Source organism: Nonlabens sp., from assembly GCF_965657255.1.
GTDB lineage: Bacteria > Bacteroidota > Bacteroidia > Flavobacteriales > Flavobacteriaceae > Nonlabens.
The window spans coordinates 1-18,137 of the sequence record NZ_CBFHNM010000015.1; the positions used below are offsets into that span (position 1 = coordinate 1).

The window sequence follows — 18,137 nt, forward strand, 5'->3', positions numbered from 1 at the left end:
AATAAAGATTTTATGAGTGATTTACGGAAACAGTTGTCTATGCCTTTTGGTATCTCTCAGCCAGTATGGTTACTAGAACTAGCTAGCAGCATCATAAAAACAGAAACCGAATTGCTTCTTAAAAGCAGGTATGTATATCCGCAGCGATTAATGGATGCTGGTTTTGAGTTTGAATATGACACAGTTGAGGAGTGTTTGATCGGACTAATTTAATTTTCCACTCTTCTTATATTCCACATAAAAATCTTCTACAGTATCAAATTCGGATTCTTTAGAAGGTAATCTGAGCTTTTGAATTTTAGTTGAAGGTGTTATCCATTTGCTTTTTCCATCAATTAATATTTGAATTGGCATTTCAAAACCATCTATCACATTAGTCCACCGGTAGTGCATTTTCTTTTTTACCATGGCATACTCTAAAACAGGAATACGTACATTTCTCAGGTATTGATCAAAAACAGGTTTTAAATCCAATCCCATTTTATCAGCAATATAATTTTCTATTTGTGCGGTAGTTACTGTTTGATGATAAAACTCTGAATTGAGGCCACGTAAAATCTCTCTCCATTTCTTATCATCATTAGTTATGGTTCTTAAAGTGTGCAACAGATTAGCTCCTTTGTAATACATATCGCCAGAACCTTCATGATTAACATCATAATCTCCTATAAGAGGTCTATCATTTCTAATGCTGCGACGTGTTCCTATTACATATTCAGATGCTGCGTTTTTGCCGTAATGATAGTCTAGAAATAAGCTTTCGCTATAAGCGGTAAAACTTTCATGAATCCACATGTCGGCAATATCTTTATTGGTAATGTTATTTGCAAACCACTCATGACCAGATTCATGGATAATAATAAAGTCAAATTTCATTCCCCAACCACTACCAGAAAGATCGCTGCCTAAATAACCATTCATATACTGATTTCCATAAGTGACAGAGCTTTGGTGCTCCATTCCTAAATATGGAACTTCTACGAGTTTAAAACTGTCTTCATAAAAAGGATAAGGACCAAACCAATGTTCAAAAGCTTTCATCATTTTAGGCGCATCTTTAAAATGTTCCTTGGCTTTTTCTAGGTTGTCTTTAAGAACATAATAATTCATATCTAGAACACCTTTTTCTCCTTCATAAACCTCAGAGAAATTTGCATAATCACCTATATTGATATTGACTCCGTAATTGTTAATAGGATTTTCTACCAGCCATACAAAAGTTTTAGTCCCGTCGTCTTTAGAAGATTCATCTGTAAGACGACCATTTGCAACAGCTGTCAATCCTTGCGGTATAGTTATAGCAATGGTCATTCCAGTTTCTGGTTCGTCGTACATATGATCTTTACATGGCCACCACACGCTAGCACCTAATCCTTGATTAGAAGTAGCTATAAAATGATTGCCGTTACGATCTTTCTTCCAAGAAAAACCACCATCCCATGGTGCATTCTTTGCTTGTCGTGGATTTCCCTCAAAGAATATCTGGATGCTGTTTTTTGCGCCTGCATTTTGTTCTTTTTCTAGAGTTATAAAGTGAGCATTTCCTTCTTTTATTACTGACAGCTCTTTGTTATTGCCCAAAACTCTAGTGATCTTCATAGGTTCTTGAAGGTCGATTTGCATGACTTGCTGAGACTCCAGCACTTTATAAGTTACCGTATTAGAACCTGAGATAAACTTTTTTTCTGGCTCCACTTTTACATCCAGATCGTAGCGAACTAAATCCCACCAAGCACGCTCTGGAGTGATGGAACCTCTTAGAGTATCTTGTCTTGTAAATTGGTTTTTATTTTGAAGAAGTTGAGAAATTGCCAGATGGCTTGTGCCTAGAAAGGCAAAGGCAACTAGTAAAATTTTATATCTTTTCATTCTATTTGTTTTTCTCTTTATCATTCTCACCAGTGGTCTGAAGTACGCCGCTAAGAATCTGTTTTGTCGCCTTAGGCGTACTTTTTACTTAACCGAATAAATTCTGCTTCTTTCTTGTTACTTAAATCGAGAATTGCGATTTTACTCTAACTCGACTTTCTGTAAGCATCGGTAATTGTTTGTGCTGCTTTCTTATTTTGAGGTGTAAAACGTTTTTCAAAACCATGCCATCGGCTATCTTCAGCATGGTATTTCCAGAAAAAGCCACCTGCCATCCATTTTTCATTCCAGACATTTTTGAAAAGTCCCTCATAAAGAATTTGTTGAGCTTCCTGATTAACACCATATTCTTCTGGAGCATTTTTCCAGGGTTCGCGTCCAGCAAAATCTGCGCTTATGTAACCATATTCAGTAAATAGAATTTTTTTGTTATGGTGCTTTTGTGAAACAGAAACCAGCTCTGCTTTCCATTTTCCCCAACTAGCATTTATGTTTTCAGGGTCTGGAGTTTTTAGATCGCACATAGGAAAATAAGCGTCAACACCTATAAAGTCTAGTTCATTCCAAAAATGTACTCGTTTGTAACTATCCCAATTTGCAGCATAGGTAAGCTGACCTTTATAAATAGATCTAATTTCTTTAATAAGATTGTTCCAGTATTCTGGTCTAGCGTCCACAAAAGAATCTAGCTCAGTACCTATACAAAAAAGTGGTATATTTTTCTCTTCGGCTATTTTTACAAAACGCATGATGTAACTAGAATATGTTTTTTCTAATAGTTGCCAGTCTTCCTCTTTAGTAAGTTTTATATGGCCTGTATAATCGCCACGTCGTATCCATATTTGAGGTTTTATCATAGCACTAATTCCTTGATCATTTAAAAGCTGATTAGTGATTGTTACACCGTTAGGTTTCTCGCCCCAATCGCCTCGATCCTCACTGTAAAAAATTTCTGGTTGATCTAGCGCTCTCATCCATGCGTAAGGAATGATGGCTGTATAATTTGCATTAAAATCTGCAAGAGGTTTTATTTGAGCTGCTGTAATAGGATGGTTTGTAGCAACTAGTGATATACCATTGATTTTTGCATCTTCAGGTGCTAGAATTATCGATGTATTCTCAACAAGACCTTTGTTTCCTGAGTTACAAGAACTCAGTATGATGGTAAGAATTATAAATAGGAGGTTCTTCATGAATATAAGTGGAGAATGATAATTTATGGATGTAACCATTTGACTTATAAAATTAATGAAATTAGTTGAACTTGATATTGATTTTAACGCTTTGAATAAAACCTTGCAATTGTATTGCCAGTTTATTTTTGATAATGATGTTTTTATAGTTCTCGCTTTCGCGAAAGCGGAACACTTAACAACGCTCTCCTGATACTAATGTGATACATAATGTTTATACTTGCGCTAGCTGGTCAAGGAATCATATAAACAAAGGGAATAATATATCATAAGCAATGTACAATTCACTATTGATTCACTAAAGCAAAGTAGTTGATTTGTAAATCGATAATTAATCAATCCTAAATCCATGGAACATATAGTCATTATAGGTAATGGTATCGCTGGTGTTACTGCAGCGAGACACATTAGAAAAAACTCGGATAAGCGTATTACCATAGTTTCTGGCGAGACCGATTATTTTTTTTCTCGTACAGCGCTGATGTATGTGTATATGGGACACATGAAATTTGAGCACACGCAGCCTTATGAAAATTGGTTTTGGGAGAAAAATCGTATCGAGTTAAAGAAAGCTTGGGTAGAAAAGGTAGCTGGAAAAGAAAAGCAGCTTCATTTTTCTAATGGAGAAACGATGGATTTTGATAAATTGATTATAGCTACAGGCAGTGTTCCCAATAAATTTGGCTGGCCAGGACAAGACCTGGATGGTGTTCAAGGATTATATCACAAACAAGATCTAGATAATCTTGAGAAAAATGCGCCAAATAAGGAAGTTTGTAAACGAGCAGTAATAGTTGGTGGTGGATTGATAGGAATTGAGATGGCAGAAATGCTGCATTCACGACACATACCAGTAACGTTTCTCGTTAGAGAAGATAGCTTTTGGAATGGTGTTTTACCTGCTGGAGAAAGCGAGCTGGTTAATGAAGAGATTCTAGCAAATGGAATAGACCTAAGATTAAGCACTAATCTTGAGGAAATTATAGACGATGGAAACGGAAGATGCAAAGCTGTTAAAATCAAAGAAACTGGAGAAATCATAGAGTGCGACGTGGTAGGTCTTACGGCAGGAGTAACTCCTAATATTAATTTCTTAAAAGATTCTGACATTGAATTAGGAAAAGGTGTCAAGGTTAACAGATTGCTTGAAACAAGTATTAAAGATATCTATGCCATAGGCGATTGTGCAGAACAACGTGAGGCGATAGGTAGAAGAAGACCTATTGAAGCAGTATGGTACACAGGACGAATGATGGGAGAAGCGCTTGCGCAAACTATTTGTAGTAATCCTATGGAGTATAATCCTGGTCACTGGTTCAATAGTGCCAAATTTATGGACGTAGAGTATCAAACCTATGGTTGGGTAAGTGGTAGAAATAAGCCAGATTTTGAAGAACATTTTCACTGGCGACATGAAACAGAACTGATTTGTGTGACCATTGCTTACCACAAAGACACTGATTTGTTTTTGGGGATCAACACTTTTGGAATACGTATGCGTCATGAAATATTTGATCGCTGGCTTACAGAAGGTCGTAAAGTAGATGAGGTGATGACCTATTTAAAGGATGCTAATTTTGATCCCGAATTTTACAAATTACATGAAAATGCTATCATAACCCATTACAATAAGCAACGCGGAAAAAATATTCAACTAGTAAAGAAAAGCTGGAAGCGCATTTTTGCTTAATCAATCATTATAAAAATTAATTGTCGCTTTATGAAAGCCATTCAACATATAGGTATTGTTATTTTCTTAATAGGTTTTGGAATCTTTGTGAGTTTGCCATTTTTAGGTAACTTTAAATTGGATCAACAAGGATTTGATCAACTTATAGAACAACAAGGTATCAACAGTGAGATTTTTGTAGAAGATCTTCAGTCTAAAATAGTAGGTAAAGACTTTGCTGGTTATAAACCACTGTCAACTGTTGTGGCCGAAAGTATTGAGAAAGCAAATGCTGTTCATACTAAAAATAAAGAATGGAGCAAGAAAGTATATGCAAGTGATGATGATTTTGCTACTGCTATAAAGAAAGCATCTGGATATGGTTTTATTGTGGAGAACAAAGGTCTTATGTGGTGGCTTACCTTTGGTTTGGGCATCTTAGGAGCATTGATGTTCATTGTTCCGCAAGTGATTACTTTGGGAAGAAAAGGAATTAAAAATAATCATATTTACCATCAAAGTTCTACTAACCGCGGCTGGATAGCTTGGCTGGTTTTCATCTTTTTAGTGAGTTTTTATTTAGTGCTTTATTTCCAGTCAGAGTATGCAGTAAACTGGACGTATCTAGTAGACCCTATTAGTACATGGTTAAGTGGTAATCCTGCAGGCCAGTGGTTTGTTTACGGTTTTATGTATTGTGTAGTTATGGTAGTCATGGCAGTAAGAATGTACATTAAATACCGCCATAATAAATATCAAGTATTAAGAACTACTTCTGTGTTATTTTTTCAAATTGTATTTGCGTTTTTGATTCCAGAAATTATGGTGCGTTTACAACTGTCTTACAATAAGGGATATGATTTTAAAAATGCATTTCCTTTAGATTATGACTTCTTCTTTAGTTGGAATTTAAAAGAATTGATTTCCAGTGGCGGACTAGGTCTTTTTATCCTTGTTTGGGGAATCGTCTTAACGGTAATAATTGTTCCTGTAATGGTTTATTTCTTCGGTAAAAGATGGTATTGTAGCTGGGTTTGTGGTTGCGGTGGACTGGCTGAAACTTTAGGCGATCCCTACAGGCAGCATTCTAGCAAATCTCTTTTTGCGTGGAAGATTGAACGCTGGTTAGTACATGGAGTGCTTTTATTTGCCATAGTCATGACAGGATGCACATTATACGGTTTTTTCACTGAGGCAAGTACTGTGTTAGGTATTGAGGTCCAAAGCATAATGAACGTGTATAGTTTTTTGATAGGTGCGGTTTTTGCAGGTGTCATAGGTACTGGATTCTATCCTATTTTTGGTAATCGTGTGTGGTGTCGTTTCGGTTGTCCACTAGCTGCCTACTTAGGGTTTGTGCAACGATTTAAATCACGTTTTAGAATTACGACTAATGGTGGTCAGTGTATTTCTTGTGGTAATTGTTCTACGTATTGTGAGATGGGAATCGATGTTAGAGCTTATGCTCAAAAAGGAGAAAACATCGTGCGCTCTAGTTGTGTAGGTTGTGGTATTTGTAGCGCGGTTTGCCCACGCGGAGTTTTAAAACTTGAAAATGCTCCAGAAGAAGGACGTATCAATCCTACCGAAGTACTTCTAGGAAACGATGTTGATTTGATGGAATTATTAAATAAGAATAAGTAGGATAAGTGTTCCGCTTTCGCGAAAGCGGAATTTTCTAAAATATTTTTTCCTTAATCCGTAACTTATCTATTTTCAGAGATGGATAAGGTGTTTTTAAATTAAAATTGCGTTTTGTATTTTGTTAAAAGAGTATTGATGATTTTTGAAGCATGTACACGACTATTTTCTATAAACCATTTATGTGTTTCTTCACCACCGCATATAACACCAGCAAGAAAGATACCTTTAATGTTAGTTTCCATCGATTGTTCATCGTATGACGGAATTTGTTTTTCTCCAACGAGATCTATTCCCATAGATGTTAAAAACCTAAAATTAGGACGATAACCTGTCAAAGCAACCACAAAGTCATTTGCTATTTTTATGATTTTACCATCATGGTTGATGACGATCTTATCTTCTAATATTTCTTTTACTTCGCTTTCAAAATAAGCTTTGATAGAGCCTTCTTTAATTCGGTTTTCTATATCTGGTTTCACCCAATATTTTACTCTTTCTCCTATGCTATTTCCTCTTATTATCATAGTCACATTACCACCTTTGCGATAGATCTCTAAGGCAGCGTCTACAGCACTATTACTAGCTCCGATTACTGCAACATTTTGAAAAGCATATAGATGAGGATCATCGTAGTAATGAGTTACTTTTTTTAGTTCTTCTCCTTTAACATTCATCTTATTAGGTAGGTCGTAAAAGCCTGTTGCAACGATGATGTTTTTAGAATGGTAAACTAACTTATCTGTGGTAACTTTAAAGTTTTTAACTTTCTCTACAGATTCTACTTTTTCAAATAATTTGATATTTAATTCATTTGATGTAGCAATACGGCGATAATATTCTAAAGCTTCTTGTTTACTAGGTTTTGCTTCTTTAGAAATAAACGGTATACGATCCAGTTCTAAATTTTCACTAGTAGAAAAGAATTGCATGTTAGAAGGGTAATTGTACAGTGAGTTTACTAATGGTCCTTTCTCAATGATCAGGTAGGATAGGTTTTTCTTTTTTGCCTCCAAAGCACAATTAATGCCTATAGGTCCAGCACCTATGATTAAGACATCTAATAATTTACCATTTTTCATAATAAACCAAAGGTAATTTTTGATCTCTAAAAGGATCTTAAGAAAAGGCTATTTTTTGTTGCGCATTTCTGCTTTTCTCATGGACATTCCATCAATAATTGTAAACAGTTCTAGCGAGTTGATCCATGTATCTCTTTCCTCTTTTATGCCGCCATCTAGTCCTATGAGAACTATTTTAAAGGGTTTGTTTTCTGGATTATAGATTTTATAAAGTGAGGAGTTCTCTAACCATTTAGATTCTTTTCTTACCTCAGGTCTCATAAATTTATATTTTAACGGGAATATCTTATATACAACGAGTTTACGATCTGCATAGCCTTGTAAAGAGTCTTTGATCATGTTATGTTGCTTTACCATAAGTTCTGGAAAAGCAGCATCGGTGCAACTTTCTTGACTTATGATTAATAGGATTCTATTTTTCCATTGATGTTTTTTTAAATCTTGCGAGAAGGACATAATAGGAATATGAAGTAGTAATACAACTAGAATTGTTTTCATATTTCAATTTAGGAAATAGTAATGAGATCCATTAAAAACTTAATACAGGTTAGTTAGGAGAGCTTTATGGTTAATTTTTTAAACAAAAAAAACGCCTTAAAAGCAAAAGCTCGTAAGACGATTTATCTTTATACTAATCAACGTTTTAAGCGACAACTTCTACTTTTCTATTCAATATTAAGTTGAGGTAAAGGTTTACTTTTTTCTTTAACTCATGTCTAGGACAAATAAAGTCTAAAAATCCTTTTTCAAGAAGAAACTCGGCTGTTTGAAAACCTTCTGGAAGTTCCTTTCCTGTAGTATCTCTTACAACACGTGGTCCAGCAAACGCGATTAATGCTCCTGGTTCTCCTATGTTGATATCTCCTAACATTGCAAATGAAGCAGTTGTACCACCAGTAGTAGGATCTGTACATAAAGAAACATAAGGAATTCCTGCATCACTTAATTGAGCCAATTTTGCACTGGTTTTTGCCAATTGCATTAATGAAAGTGCTGCTTCCATCATACGCGCTCCACCAGATTTTGAAATGATCATAAATGGAATATTATGCTTCAAAGAATAGTCTGCTGCACGAGCAATTTTCTCTCCTACAACACTACCCATGGAACCACCGATAAACGCAAAGTCCATACAAGCAACAACTAGATCGTTACCTTCAGATTTACCTACAGCAGTTCTAACGGCATCCTTAAGGCCAGTCTTTTGTTGCGCAGCTTCTACGCGATCTGTGTATTTCTTAGTATCTTCAAATTTCAGAGGATCTTTAGAAATGATATTAGCATTTAATTCTTTGTACTCATTGTTATCAAATAAAATCTCAAAATACTCATTGCTTCCTACTCTTACATGGTAGCCATCTTCTGGACTCACATAAAAATTATTTTTGAGCTGCTCTGAGTCTACGATTTTACCAGTAGGTGATTTGTACCACAATCCTTTAGGAGTATCCTTTTTTGCCTCTGTAGGAGTGGTAATCCCTTTCTTATCTCTTTTAAACCAAGCCATATTGTTTTCCATAAAAAAAGCATTTTAATCATCACTGAAATGAATGCTACAGTTAATTTATAATGTGTTGATATTATTCAGGTCTTCAAAAGCTTGTTTTAATCTTGCTTTAAAAGATTCTTCTCCTACACGTAACCATTTACGTGGATCATAATATTTCTTGTTAGGTGAGTCTGCTCCAGATGGATTTCCTATTTGAGAAAGTAAGAAATCATTATTATCATCCATATAGGTTTTGATTCCATTTGCAAATGCCCATTGTAGATCAGTATCAATATTCATTTTAATAACACCGTAACCTATCGCTTCTCTAATTTCTTCAAGAGTAGATCCAGAACCGCCGTGAAATACAAAGTCTATGTGATTGTGTTCTACATTATATTTCTTAGAAATATATTCTTGCGAGTTCTTTAATATTTTAGGGGTCAATTTTACGTTTCCAGGTTTGTAAACACCATGAACATTACCAAATGCTGCGGCAATGGTAAATTTGTCACTTACTTTTTTAAGTTCTTCATAAGCATAGGCTACCTCTTCTGGCTGCGTGTATAATTTAGACTCATCTACATCGCTATTGTCAACACCATCTTCTTCACCACCAGTAATTCCAAGTTCAATTTCTAGAGTCATGTCCATTTTAGACATTCTTTCTAGATATCTTTTACAAATTTCAATGTTTTCTTCTAATGGCTCTTCACTCAGGTCGATCATGTGGGAAGAGTATAAACTTTTTCCGCTTTCGCGAAAGCGTGCCTCACTAGCATCTAATAAACCATCAATCCAAGGAAGTAATTTCTTTGCACAGTGGTCTGTATGTAATATTACACTAGCACCATAAGCTTCAGCAAGTCTATGAACATGTTCTGCACCAGCAATACCGCCTAAAATTGCAGCTCTTTGATTTTCATTATTTAAACCTTTTCCTGCGTTAAAAACAGATCCTCCATTTGAGTACTGAATGATTACTGGAGAATTTAACTCTGCTGCGGTTTCCATTACAGCGTTTACGGTGTTAGAACCAACGACGTTTACAGCTGGAAGCGCGTAACCATTAGCTTTTGCATGGTTAAAGATTTCTTGAACTTGGTCGCCAGTGGCAACTCCTGATTTGATATTATGACTCATAAATTTAATTCTTGTTAAGCAAAAATAAGGAAAAATTAACGCCTAATTATAAGTTGTTAAAAAGGATAGTTGATCCCTACATTAAGTACAGATCGAGATAATTTTAATTCTTTAAACCATCTTCTATTTTCTTCTAGAGCTGGATTATATGTTTTGAAACCCATATCAAATCTCAAAACAAAAAACCCAAAGTCATATCTTAATCCTGCACCAGTTCCTAGAGCAAGAAACTCTAAGTCATTGATGCCATCAAAAATTGCGTCGGGATCATCCTCACTATCTAGTACGTTATAGATATTACCTAAGTCTGCAAACACAGCACCTTTAAAAGCGCCAGATATAGGGAATCTATATTCTATATTAAACGCAAGCTTCATGTTTGCCTCGTTAAAGTCATTAAGTCCACCAGTTTTTCCAGGTCCTAATTCATAGGCTTGCCAGGCTCGATTATCGTTAGGACCACCAGCAAAAAACGATCTTATAAAAGGAATGTTGTCCGAGTTCCCATAAGGTATTGCCACACCGCCATAAGCTCTTATGGCTAGCACATGTTTGTTTACATACTGCCAGTGTTTTATGTAATCTACTTCAGTTTTGACATACTGACTATATTCTACACCAAAAACACTGCGCCTGTCATCACTATTCTTATTAATTCCAGCTAGACTCGAGATTCCCGAAAGCACATTTCCTGCAGCTTCTACTCTAAAATTGAATCTTGAGAAATCATCATCATAAATACCTTCTCGATTATTTCTAGTCCAGCTGTAACTAGATGATATAATCAAATTATTTTGTGAAAGCCTATTTCTACGCTCTCTGATATTTCTTATGGTTTGTATCTGCTCATCGTTAGCACCTAGATTTCCTGCTATTGCATCGTTGATAAATGAATTGGTCCCATTAGGAATACTAAGGTTGCCGGAATCATTTACATAAGTAGGATCATTTATATTCAGATCATTTGCTATATCATTGATGCCACCATAACTACTTTGATAAACGTTAAAAAAGTTTCCAGGATCTAGATTGCGCACATATTGTGCATTAATCAGATCTAATCTAGTACTCTTAATATCTGATTGTCTCCAGTTGTATGTAAGAGCGCCATTAAGACTTTGTTTGTCTAATCCAATATTGGTCTGACTGAAGTAACCTACAGAGAAATTAGTGGAAGGTGACATGTATTTAGGGATCAAATTACTAACGTCAAAGGGTAAAAATAATCTGGGAAAGCTTAATCGTGCATCTGCTCCTAATTCTTGAAGGTCAAAAAATCGAGTATCACCGTTTGCCGCGTTGGTACTTGCGCCCACATTACCTCTAAATGAGATGTCCAACAACTCACTTCCTTTAAAGAGATTTCTTATCAATAAAGATGTGTTTAAACCTACACCTATGGCTTGTATATTACTGTGCGTGGTTTCTACTCCATAAGTAAATTCAAATTTCTTTTTAGAGGTCAATAAGATGTTTGCAATTAAATCTGTCCCAGTTGTGTCTCTAGGGTCTTGATCATATCTAATAGTAGGGTATTGAAAACTTTGTAATTCTGTAATACTTCTGTAGGTGCGGTCCCTATCAATATCTCTATAGATATCACCTGGATAGAAGAAAACAGCATTTGCTAGCATTGACTTTCTATATTTACGTTTTCCAAAAAGTAAAATATTGAAATCACCATACGATAACGTATCAGGTTTTTTATTGATGAGTGCCTCTTGATAATCTGGAATGATATTTACTTCACTTATTTTGTGAACTTTATAAGGGACTGTGTAAGAAGAATCTCCTTCCTGAACTTTACGATCTTTAATAATTAAAGAAATGTTTGCCTTTTGATTAGTATTAACGGTATCTCCTTCAAATCTGATATTTTCTTTTTCCATGTGAAATGCTCCGTGATTTCGGAAATAAGAATTGAGTCGATCTCTTTCGGCATTGATGTCTGGAGTAAAGTATTGCTCTCCTTTTTGAAGAATACTTTCAGACTTTACTAATTGGTACAAAGAGTCTATGACAGGCGTTGCAATTTGGGTAGTAATGCTATCAATTTTATAAGGATCATGTTTAGTAACATAATATTCTATTTCAGCTCTTTTCTCCTTTTTGCTATCTATGATTCTATGAGTTACTTCAGTATTGAACCAACCTTGATTCCAGTACCAGGCTTTAAGTCTATCTTTAGATTTTTCTATCGCCTCTTTATCTATCAAAGAAGGAGCTTGTCCTGTTCTTTTAAGCCAATGATTAAAGTTGACCATACCTTGTCCAAAAGCGATAGTTTGTTTTTCAGAAAGAATAGCGTTTCGTCTCTTTAATCCTTTTGGATTTTCTTTCATCCATTTTAAATAAATAGAATCTCTGTGTGGTCTTGCAAGATTATATATATGTAAGCCTATTGGGATGTTTAAAACCTTTGTGTTAGGTTGTATGGTTGGTAAGGTTTTTACTCTTGGGTCGGATGGAGCAGCACTGTCTATGAGGATTTTACTCTTAACAAGAAGTTTACGACCTTCAGGAACACGTTTTACTGCATCGCACGATACCAGTATAATAATAAGCAATATAAATAAGCCTATTTTTGCATGAAGTCCTGTTTTTCTCATAGTATAATATTCAAAAATACGATTATAAATGATTACAAAAAGCAAGTTAAAGCTTATCAAATCTCTAAGTAGAAAAAAATACCGAGAAGAGCACCAACTTTTTGTTGTAGAAGGTTATAAATCTATTAGAGAACTGGTTCATTCTGAACTTATTGTTGAAGATATTTTGATTACTTCAGGAAATCACCAGTTAGATGATTTAGATCCAGAAATCATAAGTGCCAAAGATATGAATGCTGTTTCTAACCTTAAAACAGCGCCAGGATATCTGGCGGTTTTTAAAATGAAACCTAAGAATGCGATACCACAAACTGGAAAAATTATTGCTCTTGACGATGTAAAAGACCCAGGGAATTTAGGTACGATTATTAGGTTAGCAGACTGGTTCGGTATAGTACATATCATTTGTAGTGAAGAAACCGTCGATGTATATAATTCAAAATGTGTGCAGGCAAGTATGGCTTCATTAGCACGTGTCCAAGTTCATTATCTAGATTTAGCAAGTTATATACAGCATACTAGGTTACAAGTTTATCCTACAGCTATGAATGGAACAAGTATATATGAAAATGCGCTTCCTCAAGAAGGAATAATTATTCTAGGAAATGAATCTCAAGGAATTAGAAAAGATTTATTAGACCGAGGAACTAACATAAGCATACCTCAGTATGGCACTAATAAGAATACAGAAAGTCTTAATGTAGCCATGGCAACCTCTGTCATTCTAGCAGAATGGATGCGTCCTAAGTAAGATTTATTGAAATGTAAAGTTGATAAATATACCTCTAGACTGCATGCTTGTAATGTTACTGGTCCATGCACTGTTTGGATCAGCATCTCTTACTAGTTCATCGCCTGTAGCAAATACACCTCTTATAGATGGAGAAAATTTAAAGTAGAATAAATATAAATCTACACCTATTCCTAGTTCATAATTAATAACATTTGTCGTTTGTCTAAATTGTCCAGCACTGTTGTCATCTGGATTGTCTTCATTACTAGATAAATTGTGAGACCAGGATGCTCCTGCAACAATAAAAGGTTTCCAGTTGTTCTTTCTTTTGGTAGAGAACTTTACTAACAATGGCACATGAACGTAAGTAGAAGTTACTTCTCGTTCCATTTCTGCAACAGTAGTTAAACGTGGATCTGGAAAAGTTAGGTTTCTAGTAGCAAAAACAATTCCTGGTTCTAATCTTAAATTGAAATAATTATTTAATCTCAAATCACCTACTAGACCTACGTTAAATCCAGCACTAGTTTCTGTAATGATGTCTTCAGTAACCTCGTTATAATCAAATTTATAATCATAAGAGTTAAACCCAAGGTAATAACCCCACGTCAATCTTTTTTGATCAAAATTTTCTAAATTTCTTATTTTTTCTTTTGAAAATAATTGAGCACTAGAGGTTTGAAAACCCATTGCTACAATGATAATAAGGATAATATGTCTCATATTATGCTTTTACAGCTTTATAAATGGTCGATGCACCATGAAATTGTAATTCGTTTTGTACTTCTTTAAACCCAACTTTCTTTAAAATATTGTTGAATTTTTCTCCATATGGAAATTTTGATGCACTTTTTGACAGGTAACCATAAGCAATCTTATCCTTTGAGAATAATTTTCCTAAAGTAGGAACAATGACACCAGAATATAAATAATAACCTTGTTTAAAAGGAAACTTAGTAGGTACACTTGTTTCTAAAATGACTAACACGCCACCAGGTTTCAAAACCCTGAGAATTTCTCCCAATCCTTTTTCTAGATCTTCAAAATTACGCACGCCGTAAGAAACAGTAACAACATCAATAGAATTATCGTCAAATTGTAAGTTTTCAGAATCTCCTAGAACCATCTCAATGCGACTATCTAAATCTTCTTCTTTTACTTTTACCTTTCCTACTTCTAACATACCGCTAGAAATATCTAGTCCTATAAGTCTTGAAGCGTTAGTTTGCTGCGCCATTTTAATAACCAGATCACCAGTTCCTGTAGCGATATCCATAATCACATCAGGATTTTGTGCAGCTACTAATTTTACAACATTATCACGCCATTTTTGATCTAGACCTAAAGAAATCATCCTATTCAGTCCATCGTACTCGCCACTAATAGTGTCAAACATTTTTGTGACTTGTTCTTTTTTTCCAGACTTTTCTTCTCTGTAAGGCTTTACTTCTTCTGACACGATTATTAATTTAAAAAGCAAATATAATGAAGACCAATGAGGTAATACTTACTATACCTTCAAATTACCTTTTAAGGAACAAAACATTATGAGTACTTTAAGTCTCTAGAGTTTTGATGTTTGTTCCGCTTTCGCGAAAGCGAGATAAACACATCTATAACCGTTAAAAATCAAGCTTTTTTTATAAAATACATTGCATTCCAGTATCTTTGAACTACTACAGAAACGATTCTATGAAAATCATTATTGCAGGTGCTGGAGAAGTAGGGTTTCATCTAGCCAAACTGCTGTCTTACGAGTCACAAGATATTACTCTTATTGATCCGGTACAGGAAAACTTACATTATGCAGATACCCATCTTGATATTAGGGTAATGCGTGGTGATTCTACCTCGATTAAAATTCTACAAGATGCAAGAATTGATCAAGCAGATCTTGTTATAGCAGTTACCAGTAGTGAAACCACTAATATAACAATTTGTGTACTGGCAAAACAACTAGGTGCAAAACGTACGGTAGCAAGAATTACAAATACAGAGTTTTTAGAACATCAAGATGCGATTGGTTTTTCCGGATTCGGTATAGACGAGTTAATTTCTCCAGAGGCGCTAGCCAGCAAGGAGATTGAGTTGTTGCTCAATCAAAGTGCTTTTAACGATAGTTATGAGTTTGAAGATGGCGCTCTGACCATGGTAGGTGTGAACTTGCAACGCACTGCCCAATTTGTAGGTAAAACAGTGCAGCAAGCTGGAGAGATCTTTCCAGAAATTCATTTTATGCCTATTGCGATCCAAAGATTTGGTACTCAATACACATTAATACCACGTGGTGATACTCAATTTAAAGAAGGAGATCAAGTTTACTTTATTACCACGACTGGTGGAGTAGAAGAACTGTATAAACTAACTGGTAAAACACGTCATGCCATGCGCAATGTCATGATTTTAGGAGGAAGTAATATAGGTAGGCAAAGTGCCATGCAACTTTCTAAGGCTGGTGTTAATGTAAAATTGATAGAAAAAGACGCTAAAAAAGCATTTGACCTTGCAGATTGCTTGCCACAAGTTCTAGTACTTAACGGTGATGGTAGAAATGTAGAATTGCTAGAAGAAGAAAACATTCATGAAATGGATGCTTTTATAGCAGTTACAGGTAATAGTGAGACCAATATTATTTCTTGCCTTATGGCAAAAAGTAAGAGTGTTAAGAAAACCATTTCTCTAGTGGAAAATATGGACTATTTTCAATTATCTCACAGCATAGGAATCGACACATTGATCAATAAAAAATTACTAGCCGCAAATAATATTTTTAGATATGTACGCAAAGGTGAAGTAGTTGCAATGACAAAACTGAACAACATGAATGCAGAGTTGTTAGAATTTATCGTGCAACCTGAGAGTGCTGTATGTGGTAAAACCATAGCAAATGCTGGTGTGCCCAGAAGTGCCATTATCGGTGGTGTGATAAGAGATGGAATAGGTAATATAGTTTTGGGTAGCTTTACTATTCAAGCGGGCGATCGAGTAGTAGTGTGTTGTTTACCTAGATCCATAGCAAAAGTGGAAAAACTATTCCTATAATGACAAAGCTTAATTATAAGATCATTATTTACATCATGGGACTTCTTCTAGTCTTTAATGGTGGATTTATGTCAGTATCTGCATTAGTGAGTGCGATTTATGGAGAAAATGAAACTTTAGAAATTCTTGCAGCGGCTGGCGTGGCTGTTTTTTTAGGTTCATTAGTGATGTACTTAACACGTGATCATATAAAAGAATTACGTAAGAAAGAAGGGTATCTTATTGTAACTTTAGGCTGGTTGATCATGGCGTTTGCAGGAACAATGCCTTACATGTTTACTGGAGCAATTTCAAATTATACGGATGCCTTTTTTGAAACAATGAGTGGTTTTACTACCACTGGTGCCAGTATCATGAATGATATTGAGATCATGCCTAAAGGAATTCTCTTCTGGCGTAGTCTTACGCATTGGATAGGAGGAATGGGAATTATTGTTCTTGCGGTAGCTATTCTTCCTCTTCTTGGAATAGGAGGAATGCAACTTTTTGCTGCCGAAGCTCCTGGGCCTAGTGCTGATAAATTACACCCACGTATTACAGATACGGCCAAAAGATTGTGGTTGATTTACGTAGGTTTTACCGGTTTAGAAACAGTATTGTTAAAAATCGCTGGTATGGGTTGGTTTGACGCGGTAAATCATGCATTGAGTACGCTTTCTACTGGAGGTTTTTCTACTAAAAATGCCAGTGCAGCTTACTGGAATGATAATCCAGCTGTTCAATGGATTATTGTGTTTTTTATGTTTATAGCAGGAATGAATTTTGTTTTGAGTTACTTTGCTTTTAAAGGTAAATTCAGTAAAATTTTAAAGGATACCGAGTTCAAATGGTACGCTAGTTTTGTACTTGGTTTCTCTATTATAGGAGGTATTTTAATATATTTTAATGCAGATCCTTCTATTTCTTCTATTGATCATCCTATGGTTTATGGAGAGTTAGAAAGTGCTTTTAGGCATAGTACATTTCAAGTACTTGCTGTTATCACGACCACAGGATTTGTATCTGCTGATTATACGATGTGGACGCCCTTTCTTACCATTATGTTTTTTGGATTGTTCTTTTTGGGTGGTAGCGCTGGATCCACCTCTGGTGGAGTTAAGGTAATGAGACACATCATTCTTATTCGTAATGGAATTATGGAGTTTAAAAGAACACTGCATCCCAACGCTATTTTACCAGTAAGATATAATGGTCGTGCTCTACAAAGTGGTATTGTATTTAATGTATTAGGGTTCTTTATTCTTTATATGCTTTCTTTTATTGTTGGTGCGGTCGTTCTTGCTGCTCTAGGATTAGATTTTGAAACAGCTATAGGTGGCGCATTAAGTAGTTTAGGGAATGTCGGTCCTGCCTTTGGCGATCTTTCACCAGTAGATAATTTTGCTGGATTACCAGCTTTAGGAAAATGGTGGTGTAGTTTCTTAATGTTAATTGGTAGACTAGAGTTATTTACTGTATTAATATTGCTGACACCTTTCTTTTGGAGGAATAGGTAAAGTTTTATTCACTTAAACTTTTCCAATTTACCACTATATAAACGGTAATCAAGAGGTGTTTTGATAAAATAAATACCAGTTGATCTCTATTTCCTATGATTGGTTTAATTGAGTATGTACAGCAAGTACTTACTGCTTCATCAGCAAATTAAGAAGCAAAAAAAGGGAAAC

General features: G+C 35.2%; 16 protein-coding genes. 7 read left to right on the forward strand and 9 right to left on the reverse strand.

Going from position 1 to position 18,137, the window contains the following annotated elements:
- A partial coding sequence (locus ACTF54_RS12850) for a DUF1731 domain-containing protein (protein ID WP_438969531.1) occupies window positions 1-213 on the forward strand: 213 nt, incomplete at its 5' end.
- On the opposite strand, the gene ACTF54_RS12855 is transcribed toward ACTF54_RS12850, so the two are convergent.
- A complete protein-coding gene (locus ACTF54_RS12855; RefSeq protein WP_438969532.1) occupies window positions 205-1,869 on the reverse strand; it encodes a M1 family metallopeptidase in 1,665 nt (554 codons plus the stop codon). The genes ACTF54_RS12850 and ACTF54_RS12855 overlap by 9 nt on opposite strands.
- A 146-nt stretch (window positions 1,870-2,015) precedes the next feature.
- Entirely contained in the window at window positions 2,016-3,062 is a 1,047-nt protein-coding gene (locus tag ACTF54_RS12860; RefSeq protein WP_438969533.1) for a glycoside hydrolase family 113, read from the reverse strand.
- A gap of 55 nt (window positions 3,063-3,117) precedes the next feature.
- On the opposite strand from ACTF54_RS12860, the gene ACTF54_RS12865 reads away from it, so the two are divergent.
- From ACTF54_RS12865 to ACTF54_RS12875, 3 genes are all read left to right on the forward strand, one after another.
- Window positions 3,118-3,255 carry a hypothetical protein gene (locus ACTF54_RS12865; RefSeq protein ID WP_347195248.1) on the forward strand — a complete coding sequence of 46 codons (138 nt, stop codon included), beginning with the start codon at window positions 3,118-3,120 and terminating at the stop codon, window positions 3,253-3,255.
- A 156-nt stretch (window positions 3,256-3,411) separates the two neighbouring features.
- Window positions 3,412-4,752, forward strand: a complete 1,341-nt coding sequence (locus tag ACTF54_RS12870) for an NAD(P)/FAD-dependent oxidoreductase (protein WP_438969534.1) — start codon at window positions 3,412-3,414, stop codon at window positions 4,750-4,752.
- A 30-nt stretch (window positions 4,753-4,782) separates the two neighbouring features.
- Entirely contained in the window at window positions 4,783-6,375 is a 1,593-nt protein-coding gene (locus ACTF54_RS12875; RefSeq protein ID WP_438969535.1) for a 4Fe-4S binding protein, read from the forward strand.
- 98 nt (window positions 6,376-6,473) lie between these two features.
- Here ACTF54_RS12875 and ACTF54_RS12880 read toward each other — a convergent pair whose 3' ends face one another.
- From ACTF54_RS12880 to ACTF54_RS12900, 5 genes are all read right to left on the reverse strand, one after another.
- Window positions 6,474-7,454 (reverse strand): YpdA family putative bacillithiol disulfide reductase, encoded by a 981-nt coding sequence (locus ACTF54_RS12880; protein WP_347195251.1) that lies wholly within the window; start codon window positions 7,452-7,454, stop codon window positions 6,474-6,476.
- A gap of 48 nt (window positions 7,455-7,502) precedes the next feature.
- Window positions 7,503-7,952 (reverse strand): DUF4174 domain-containing protein, encoded by a 450-nt coding sequence (locus ACTF54_RS12885; RefSeq protein WP_347195252.1) that lies wholly within the window; start codon window positions 7,950-7,952, stop codon window positions 7,503-7,505.
- Between the two features lie 145 nt (window positions 7,953-8,097).
- Window positions 8,098-8,961: an acetyl-CoA carboxylase, carboxyltransferase subunit beta gene (gene accD / locus ACTF54_RS12890; protein WP_347195272.1), complete on the reverse strand. Its 864-nt coding sequence runs from the start codon at window positions 8,959-8,961 to the stop codon at window positions 8,098-8,100.
- Window positions 8,962-9,018: 57 nt separating this feature from the next.
- Window positions 9,019-10,086 carry a class II fructose-bisphosphate aldolase gene (fbaA, locus tag ACTF54_RS12895; protein WP_347195253.1) on the reverse strand — a complete coding sequence of 356 codons (1,068 nt, stop codon included), beginning with the start codon at window positions 10,084-10,086 and terminating at the stop codon, window positions 9,019-9,021.
- 56 nt (window positions 10,087-10,142) lie between these two features.
- Window positions 10,143-12,695, reverse strand: coding sequence for a translocation and assembly module lipoprotein TamL (locus ACTF54_RS12900; RefSeq protein WP_347195254.1), 2,553 nt, complete (start codon window positions 12,693-12,695; stop codon window positions 10,143-10,145).
- A 28-nt stretch (window positions 12,696-12,723) separates the two neighbouring features.
- Here ACTF54_RS12900 and ACTF54_RS12905 point away from each other — a divergent pair, with 28 nt between their 5' ends.
- On the forward strand, window positions 12,724-13,446 hold the full coding sequence (locus ACTF54_RS12905; RefSeq protein WP_347195255.1) for a TrmH family RNA methyltransferase: 723 nt from the start codon (window positions 12,724-12,726) through the stop codon (window positions 13,444-13,446).
- Between the two features lie 3 nt (window positions 13,447-13,449).
- Here ACTF54_RS12905 and ACTF54_RS12910 read toward each other — a convergent pair whose 3' ends face one another.
- Both ACTF54_RS12910 and ubiE read right to left on the reverse strand, forming a co-directional pair.
- Complete coding sequence (locus ACTF54_RS12910) at window positions 13,450-14,151, reverse strand: porin family protein (RefSeq protein ID WP_347195256.1); 702 nt, start codon at window positions 14,149-14,151, stop codon at window positions 13,450-13,452.
- Window position 14,152: 1 nt separating this feature from the next.
- Window positions 14,153-14,887, reverse strand: coding sequence for a bifunctional demethylmenaquinone methyltransferase/2-methoxy-6-polyprenyl-1,4-benzoquinol methylase UbiE (gene ubiE, locus ACTF54_RS12915; protein WP_347195257.1), 735 nt, complete (start codon window positions 14,885-14,887; stop codon window positions 14,153-14,155).
- Between the two features lie 233 nt (window positions 14,888-15,120).
- On the opposite strand from ubiE, the gene trkA reads away from it, so the two are divergent.
- Both trkA and ACTF54_RS12925 read left to right on the forward strand, forming a co-directional pair.
- Entirely contained in the window at window positions 15,121-16,470 is a 1,350-nt protein-coding gene (gene trkA / locus ACTF54_RS12920; protein ID WP_347195258.1) for a Trk system potassium transporter TrkA, read from the forward strand.
- Window positions 16,470-17,966 carry a TrkH family potassium uptake protein gene (locus ACTF54_RS12925; RefSeq protein WP_438969536.1) on the forward strand — a complete coding sequence of 499 codons (1,497 nt, stop codon included), beginning with the start codon at window positions 16,470-16,472 and terminating at the stop codon, window positions 17,964-17,966. The genes trkA and ACTF54_RS12925 overlap by 1 nt, the downstream gene beginning before the upstream one ends.
- Window positions 17,967-18,137: the final 171 nt, after the last annotated feature.

Bases quoted from the DNA above. Each gene is read 5' to 3' on its own strand.
- ACTF54_RS12855 (WP_438969532.1), bottom strand. From the start codon at position 1,869: ATGAAAAGATATAAAATTTTACTAGTTGCCTTTGCCTTTCTAGGCACA.
- ACTF54_RS12860 (WP_438969533.1), bottom strand. From the start codon at position 3,062: ATGAAGAACCTCCTATTTATAATTCTTACCATCATACTGAGTTCTTGT.
- ACTF54_RS12865 (WP_347195248.1), top strand. From the start codon at position 3,118: ATGAAATTAGTTGAACTTGATATTGATTTTAACGCTTTGAATAAAACC.
- ACTF54_RS12870 (WP_438969534.1), top strand. From the start codon at position 3,412: ATGGAACATATAGTCATTATAGGTAATGGTATCGCTGGTGTTACTGCA.
- ACTF54_RS12875 (WP_438969535.1), top strand. From the start codon at position 4,783: ATGAAAGCCATTCAACATATAGGTATTGTTATTTTCTTAATAGGTTTT.
- ACTF54_RS12880 (WP_347195251.1), bottom strand. From the start codon at position 7,454: ATGAAAAATGGTAAATTATTAGATGTCTTAATCATAGGTGCTGGACCT.
- ACTF54_RS12885 (WP_347195252.1), bottom strand. From the start codon at position 7,952: ATGAAAACAATTCTAGTTGTATTACTACTTCATATTCCTATTATGTCC.
- accD (WP_347195272.1), bottom strand. From the start codon at position 8,961: ATGGCTTGGTTTAAAAGAGATAAGAAAGGGATTACCACTCCTACAGAG.
- fbaA (WP_347195253.1), bottom strand. From the start codon at position 10,086: ATGAGTCATAATATCAAATCAGGAGTTGCCACTGGCGACCAAGTTCAA.
- ACTF54_RS12900 (WP_347195254.1), bottom strand. From the start codon at position 12,695: ATGAGAAAAACAGGACTTCATGCAAAAATAGGCTTATTTATATTGCTT.
- ACTF54_RS12905 (WP_347195255.1), top strand. From the start codon at position 12,724: ATGATTACAAAAAGCAAGTTAAAGCTTATCAAATCTCTAAGTAGAAAA.
- ACTF54_RS12910 (WP_347195256.1), bottom strand. From the start codon at position 14,151: ATGAGACATATTATCCTTATTATCATTGTAGCAATGGGTTTTCAAACC.
- trkA (WP_347195258.1), top strand. From the start codon at position 15,121: ATGAAAATCATTATTGCAGGTGCTGGAGAAGTAGGGTTTCATCTAGCC.
- ACTF54_RS12925 (WP_438969536.1), top strand. From the start codon at position 16,470: ATGACAAAGCTTAATTATAAGATCATTATTTACATCATGGGACTTCTT.